Source organism: Bradyrhizobium genomosp. I (2014) (assembly GCF_000261685.1).
Classification (GTDB): domain Bacteria; phylum Pseudomonadota; class Alphaproteobacteria; order Rhizobiales; family Xanthobacteraceae; genus Bradyrhizobium.
Genome location: NZ_AJQE01000004.1, coordinates 21,418 through 29,185 on the forward strand (window position 1 = coordinate 21,418; position 7,768 = coordinate 29,185).

Below are 7,768 nucleotides of genomic sequence, written 5' to 3' on the forward strand. Positions count from 1 at the left end.
GATGTCGCTCGCACACGATGCCCGCGTTGCTATCCGCGCTGCCACCGTGGCGCAGCGCCCGATGCGGACATGGCCGGAAGTCAACAATCCCGCCGCCTGGATCGTCGCGGCCATTCTCCTGATCATGCCGCTGATCGCCAACGGTTTCTTCCTGATCGAGATTTTTGCGACCACGCTGATCCTCGGCATCATGGCACTGAGCCTGATGTTCCTCGCCGGCTATGGCGGCATGGTCAGCCTGATGCAGCTCACCATCGCCGGCTTCTCCGCCTACATGGTCGCCGTGTTCGGCATCAGCGGCAACGCCAATATCAGCCTGGGCTGGCCGTGGTGGCTCGCAGTGCCGATGGCGCTGGCGCTGGCCACCGCGTTCGGCACGCTCGGGGGTGCGCTCGCGGTGCGCACCGAAGGCATCTACACCATCATGATCACGCTCGCGATTGGCGCTGCCTTCTACTATTTCACCAACCAGAACTGGGCGATCTTCAACGGCCATACCGGCATCAACACCGTGGCCACGCCGCATTTCTGGGGCGTGAACTGGCGCGCCGACATTCCCTTCTACTATGTCGTGCTCGCGGTCGCCGCGCTCTGCTACTTCGCCGTCGAATATCTCTCGCGCGCGCCGTTCGGACTTGCGCTTCAGGGCGTGCGCGACAATCCGCGGCGCATGGCGACGCTCGGCTTCAACGTCAATGCGCACCGCATCGCCGCCTATGCCTTCGCCTCCTTCGTGGCTGCGCTCGCCGGCGTCCTCCAGGTCTGGAACTATCGCCAGATCTCGCCGGGCTCGGTCAGTGTCGGCGCCTGCATCGATGTGCTGATCATCGCGGTCGTCGGCGGCATCACGCGCCCGATCGGCCCCTTCATCGGCGCGCTGATCTTCGTGCTGCTCCGCACCTTCGCGCTCGACTTCCTGGTCCGGCTCGGGCTCGACGGCAACCGCTTCCGGCTGCTGATCGGGCTCGGCTTCCTCGCCATCGTGTTCTGGTCGTCGGACGGTGTCATCGGCCTATGGCAGCGCTGGCGTCAGAGCCAGCGTCCGACTGCGAAACGACCGGGCGGAGGACGCGGCCATGGATAGCGTCGCGCAACGCCTCTCGGCCGTCGGCGCCGGCGCCGCGCTGGAGCTGCGCGGGGTGACAAGGCTGTTCGGCGCGCTCGCGGCGCTGACCGACGTCACCATCACCGTGCGCCCGGGCGAGCGGCGCGCCGTGCTCGGCTCGAACGGCGCCGGCAAGACCACGCTGTTCAACTGCATCACCGGCGACTTCCCGCCCTCTTCCGGCACCATCCGCTTCTTCGGCGAGGACGTCACGCACTTCCCGCCCTATGAGCGCATCCGGCGCGGACTACGCCGCACCTACCAGATCTCGGCTCTGTTCCCCGGCCTCACCGTGCAGGACAACGTCTATCTCGCCTGCCGCGGCGTCTCGCGCGGGCGATTCTCGTTCCTGCGCCCGGGACAGAACGATGCCCTGATGCACGCGGCGGACAATCTGGTGCAGGCCGTGCATCTGTCCGCCGTGAAGGATCAGCGCGTGGCCGAACTGGCGCACGGCCAGCAGCGCCAGCTCGAGATCGCGCTCGCGCTCGCCGGCGCACCACGCTTCGTCCTGTTCGACGAGCCGGCCGCAGGCCTGTCGCCGACCGAACGGGCCGAGCTGATCGAGATCCTGACCTCGCTGCCGGCGCATATCGGCTACATCATCATCGAGCACGACATGGACGTCGCCTTGCGCGTCGTCGAGAGCGTCACGATGATGCACAACGGCCGCGTTTTCAAGGAAGGCCTGCCGCAGGAGATCCAGTCCGACCCCGAGGTGCAGGAGCTCTACCTCGGAGGCGGCCATGAATGAGGTTCGCCGCACCAGCGCGGCGCTCGAGGTCCGCGGCCTCGACGTCTACTACGGCCACTCCCACGCGCTGCAAGGCGTCGACCTCACGCTGGAGAGCGGCGTGTTCTCCGTCGTCGGCCGCAACGGCATGGGCAAGACCACCCTGTGCAAGGCGATCATGGGCCTGGTGGAGGTGAGCGGCGGCTCGATCCGGGTCCGCGGCGAGGACATCACGCGGAGACCGCCGGCCCAGATCGCCCGGCTCGGCGTCGGCTATGTGCCGCAGGGCCGCCGTCTCTGGCGCTCGCTCAGCGTCGACGAGCATTTGCGGCTCGCCGGCAGCATGCGCTCCGGTGCCTGGACCGTCGAGCGCATCTACGACACCTTCCCGCGCCTCGCCGAGCGCAGGGATCACGGCGGCGGTCAGCTCTCCGGCGGCGAGCAGCAGATGCTGGCGATCTCGCGCGCGCTGCTCACCAATCCGCATCTGCTGATCATGGACGAGCCAACCGAAGGCCTTGCGCCCGTCATCGTGGCGCAGGTGGAGGAGATGCTGCTGCGGCTCGGTGAGGACGGTGACATGTCCGTGCTCGTGATCGAGCAGAACATTGGTGTCGCCACCGCGATTTCGCGCAACGTCGCGATCATGGTCAACGGCCGCATCAACCGTATCATCGACTCCGGCCGACTTGCCGCCGACCGCGAGCTCCAGCAGCGCCTGCTCGGCGTCGGGCTTCACGCCGAGCTCGAGCCGGATGTCGACGTCACTGTGTCCGGCCCTGAGGCGAAGCCCGCGCCGGCGCTGCGCCCCGGCGGGCCGATCCGCATCTACATCTCCAACCCGACGCCGCCGACACGATGGTCGCAACCGGTCCCGATCGCCCGCATCGAGGCGGCGGCCCGCACGCGTTCGACCGGGGTTACGCGGCTGGAGGAGACGACGCGGCGCAGGCGCGAGCCGATGGCGGTGCAGACCGCGGGGCCGCCTGTCGTGCTGGTCGTGGGCACGCTCGACACCAAGGGCCCTGAGCTGCGCTTCATCCGCGACATCATCGCAGGAACCGGCCTTCGCACACGGCTGATCGACGTTTCGACCAGCGGCCGGCATTCCAGCTGCGATGTCTCCGCGCAGGAGATCGCGTTGAACCACGACCGCGGTGGAGCGGCCGTGTTCGGCCCCGACCGCGGCGCCGCCGTGACCGCGATGGCGGATGCCTTCGTCAACTGGCTGCGGCGCCAGGGCAACGTCGCCGGCGTGATCTCGGCCGGCGGCTCGGGTGCGGCGTCGCTGGTCGCACCGGCCATGCGCACGCTGCCCGTCGGCGTGCCCAAGCTGATCATCTCCTCCGTCGCCTCCGGCGACGTCGGGCCCTATGTCGGCCCCGCCGACATCACGATGATGTATTCGGTCACCGACGTGCAAGGGCTGAACTCGATCTCGCGCGCGGTGCTCGCCAACGGCGCCAATGCGCTCGCAGGCATGGTCAAGGCGCGTGTCGATCAACGCGCCGCCACGGCACACGAGGCCAGCGGCCTGCCCGCGGTCGGCATCACCATGTTCGGCGTCACGACGCCGGCCGTGCAGAAGATCGCAGCCGAGCTGCGCGATGATTTCGAATGCCTGGTCTTCCACGCCACCGGCGTCGGCGGTCGCTCCATGGAAAAACTCGTCGAGTCCGGGCAGATCGCCGGCGTGATCGACCTCACCACGACCGAGATCTGCGACCTGCTGATGGGTGGCGTGTTTCCGGCGACGGAGGATCGCTTTGGCGCGATCATCCGCAGCCGGCTGCCCTATGTCGGTTCGGTCGGCGCCCTCGACATGATCAATTTCGGCGCGCCCGACACCGTTCCCGAACGCTACCGCGGCCGCAAGTTCCATGTCCACAATCCACAAGTGACGCTGATGCGGACGACGGCGGAAGAGAACGAGCGCATGGGCCGCTGGATCGGCGAGCGGCTCAACCAGATGGACGGCCCGGTGCGCTTCTTCCTGCCCGAGGGCGGTGTCTCCGCGCTCGATGCGCCAGGCCAGCCATTCTGGGACCCGGAGGCGGATGCCGCCCTGTTCCGCGCGCTGGAGCGCAACGTGCGGCAGACCGGCAACCGGCAACTCATTCGTGTCCCCAAGAACATCAACGATCCCGACTTCGCCGCCGCCATCGTCAGTGCGTTCCGAACCCTGTTCGGCCGCACCGGCGCGCGGCGGAGACTAGCGAGGTGACCGATGGCCAGGTTTGAACGCGCAGCCCTCTTGAAAAAGTTTCGCGACATGGCAAGGCGCGGTGAGCCGATCGTCGGAGGCGGCGCCGGCACCGGTCTGTCGGCCAAGTGCGAGGAAGCCGGCGGCGTCGATCTCATCGTCATCTACAATTCGGGCCGCTATCGCATGGCCGGTCGCGGCTCGCTCGCGGGCCTGATGGCCTATGGCGACGCCAATGCCATCGTACTGGAGATGGCCGGTGAAGTGCTCCCGGTGGTCGGCCAGACCCCGGTGCTTGCGGGCGTCAACGGCACCGATCCGTTCCGCGACATGGATGTCTTCCTCGACCAGCTGAAGGCGCTTGGCTTCTCAGGCGTCCAGAACTTTCCGACGGTCGGCCTGATCGACGGCACCTTCCGTGCCAATCTCGAAGAGACCGGCATGTCCTATGCCCTCGAGATCGACATGATCGCCAGGGCGCACGACAAGGACATGCTGACGACGCCCTATGTGTTCAGCGAGAAGGAGGCCGCCGCGATGGCGATCGCCGGCGCCGATATCATCGTCTGTCACATGGGCCTGACGACCGGCGGCACAATCGGCGCACAGACCGCGCCAAAGCTCAAGGACTGCCCCGCGCGTATCGACACCTGGGCCTCGGCGGCGCTCAGCGTCAATCCGGACATCCTGGTGCTGGCGCATGGCGGCCCGATCGCGGATCCCGCCGATGCCGATTTCATCATGAAGAATACCCGCCATTGCCACGGCTTCTACGGCGCGTCCTCGATGGAGCGGCTGCCCGTGGAGCGGGCGCTGACGGAGCAGGTACGTCAATTCAAGGCGATCGGCGCGCAGTAACGCCTGATGGTTCGAGGGAGGGAAGGATGTCGGGGATGTTGGTCGGTGAATTGATCCTCTGGCTGATCGTCGCGATCATCGTGATCGTGGTGGGCGTCTATATCGTGAACTGGCTCTACCATCGCTCCTCCAAGGAGACCTCGTTCGTCCGGACCGGTTTCCTCGGCGAACGCGTGGTGATCAATGGCGGCGCCTTCGTGCTGCCATTCATCCACGATTACACGCCGGTCAATATGAACGTGCTGCCGATGGGCATCGTGCGCTCGCGACAGGATGCCGTGATCACCCGCGACCGCATGCGCGTCGATATCGAGGCCGACTTCTACGTCCGGGTGCAGCCGACCCGTGAGGCCGTCTCGATCGCCGCGGCCACCCTCGGACGCCGCACCATGGAGCCGGAGCAGCTGCACGCGCTGCTCGCCGGCAAATTCATTTCCGCGATCCGTTCGGTCGCCTCCGAGATGACGATGGAGGAGATGCACGAGCGGCGCGGCGACTATGTCGCGCGCGTCAAGACCAATGCAGCAGAGGCCCTCGCGCAGAACGGCCTCGAGCTGGAATCGGTCGCGATCACCGATCTCGACCAGACCGACCTCGAGTTCTTCAATCCCTCGAACCGGTTCGATGCGGAAGGCCTGACCCGCCTGATGGAGGACATCGAGGCGAAACGGAAGCTGCGCAACGACATCGAGCAGGATTCGATGATCAAGATCCGCTCGCGCAATCTGGAGGCCGAGCGACAGGCGCTCGAGATCGAGCGGGAGAGCGAGACCGCGCGCCTCGAGCAGGAACGCGACATCGAGATGCGCCGCGCGCTCCAGCGCACGGAAGTGGCCCGCGAACGCGCGCTGCGTGAGACCGAGGCCGAGCAGGCCCAGATCTCCGCCCGCGAGGCCATCGAGCGCGCCCGCATCGCCAATGACCAGGCGATCGCGGAAGCCCGCATCGCCTCCGAGCGCGAGACCCGGCAGAAGGAGATCGAACGGACCCGCACCATCGAGGAGAAGGAGCTGCTGGCACGCGAGGAGATCGAGAAGACCCGGATCGCCAATCAGCGCTCGATCGACACGAGCCGCATCGCCTCCGAGCGCGAGGTGCGCCAGCGCGAGATCGAGCGGATGCGCACGGTCGAGGAAGCCGAAATTTCCGCCCGCGAAGCCATCGAAAAGGCCCGGATCCAGCAGGACCGCGTCGTCACCGATGCGCGGATCGCCAACGAGGAGGAGACGAGGCGCCGCGAGATCGAACGCACGCGTGCCGTGGACGAGGCCGAGATCGCCGCGCGCGAGGCGACCGAAAAGGCCCGCATCGCCCAGACCCTGACCGTCAATGTCGAGCGTATCTCCTCCGACGAGCGCACCAGGGCGCTGGAGATCCAGCAGGTCCGCACCATCCAGGAGGCCGAGATCGAGGCGCAGCGCGCGGTCGAGGCAGCCCGCATCGCCCGCGAGCGGACGCTCGCCGCCGAGCGCATCGCCGCCGAGCAGAACACACGGCAGCTCGAGATCGAGCGCAACCAGGCGCTTGATGTCGCCGGCATCGCCGCGCGCGAGACCACGGAGGCGACACGCATCGCTCAGGAGGAGCGCGTGCGTTCGCTGGAGATCGCCCGCAACCGCGCCGTCGAGGAAGCCGACATCGCCTCGCGCGAGGCGATCGAGGCGGCACGCATCGCCCAGGAGAAGGCAGTCGCGGCCGAGCGCATCCAGGCCGAGCGCGAAACCCGCGCGCTGGAGATCGAGCGGACCGGCGTCTTGGAGGCGGCCGAGCTGAAGCGGCGTGACGCGATCGAGCGCCAGCGTATCACCGTCGATCTGGCGCTCGAGGCCGAACGCATCAATTCCTCGAAGCAGCGCGAGGTGCTCAACATCGAGCAGAAGAAGGCGATCGAGATCGCCGACGAGAACCGGGTCATTGCCCTCTCGACCAAGCGCTCCGAACGGATCGATGCCGACCGGCAAGTCAAGCAGGCCGAGATCGTCGCCCGCAAGGAGGTCGAGACCACCGACGTCTCGCGCGAGCAGGCGCTGGAGGCCGCTCGCATCGAGCGACGGCGGGCGATCGAGCAGCTCGAGGTCGCCCGCGTGCAATCCTTGCAGGAAGCCGAGATTGCCTCCCGCGAGGAGGTCGAGCGTGCCCGCATCGCCTCCGACCGCGGCCTCGACGAGGCCCGTATCGGCCGCGAGCGCGAGTTGCGCAAGCTCGAGGTCAATCGCGAAAAGGACGTCGAGACGGTCCTGATGGAGAAGGCCATCGCGATCCATCAGAAGTCGCTGGAGGAGTCCGCAGCTCGCGCCGCCGCCGAGGAGGCGCGGATGCGGGCAACTGAAGCCGCCGAGCGCGTCGTCACCGCCCGCGAGAGCGAGATTGCAAAACGCCGCAAGACCGTCGAGGTCCTGCTGGCCGAGAAACAGGCGGAGGAAACCCGGATCGCGGCTGAGGCCGAGCGCGTGCGCGCAGCGGTGGAGGCAGAGGCGCAGCGCATGCTCAACGAAGCCGAGAACGTACTGACCGATCAGGCCCGTTACTCGCTGTTCCGCAGAAAACTGCTCGACCGCATCGAGGGCATCGTGCGCGAGAGCGTCAAGCCGATGGAGAAGATCGAGGGAATCCGCATCCTCCAGGTCGATGGCCTCAACGGCAACGGCCACGGCGGCAATGGCGGCCGCAGCGCCACTGACGAGGTGATCGACTCGGCACTGCGCTACCGCGTCCAGGCGCCGCTGATCGACTCCATCCTGTCCGACATCGGCGTCGAGGGCGGCAGTCTCGCAAAGATGCCCGGCCTGATCCGCGAGGCCCGCGACATGCAGGGCATCAAGGATTCCGCGCGCAAGAGCGGCGGCGGCAGCGACAAGCCTGCGGCCTC

Annotated in this window: 5 protein-coding genes; all 5 read left to right on the plus strand. The window is 67.4% G+C overall.

What is annotated here, in order from left to right:
- Position 1 precedes the first annotated feature (1 nt).
- The gene (locus IC50_RS00210) at positions 2–1,084 is read left to right on the plus strand and encodes a branched-chain amino acid ABC transporter permease (RefSeq protein WP_035699140.1); all 1,083 of its coding nucleotides are present in this window, start codon (positions 2–4) and stop codon (positions 1,082–1,084) included.
- Positions 1,077–1,859: an ABC transporter ATP-binding protein gene (locus IC50_RS00215; RefSeq protein ID WP_035699142.1), complete on the plus strand. Its 783-nt coding sequence runs from the start codon at positions 1,077–1,079 to the stop codon at positions 1,857–1,859. Before IC50_RS00210 ends, IC50_RS00215 begins: the two co-directional genes overlap by 8 nt.
- Positions 1,852–4,062, plus strand: a complete 2,211-nt coding sequence (locus IC50_RS00220) for an ABC transporter permease (protein WP_035699144.1) — start codon at positions 1,852–1,854, stop codon at positions 4,060–4,062. The genes IC50_RS00215 and IC50_RS00220 overlap by 8 nt, the downstream gene beginning before the upstream one ends.
- Before the next feature lie 3 nt (positions 4,063–4,065).
- Entirely contained in the window at positions 4,066–4,899 is an 834-nt protein-coding gene (locus IC50_RS00225) for a phosphoenolpyruvate hydrolase family protein (RefSeq protein ID WP_035699146.1), read from the plus strand.
- A gap of 26 nt (positions 4,900–4,925) precedes the next feature.
- Positions 4,926–7,768, plus strand: a 2,843-nt coding sequence (locus IC50_RS00230) for a flotillin family protein (protein ID WP_035699157.1), incomplete at its 3' end; no start/stop codon positions are given.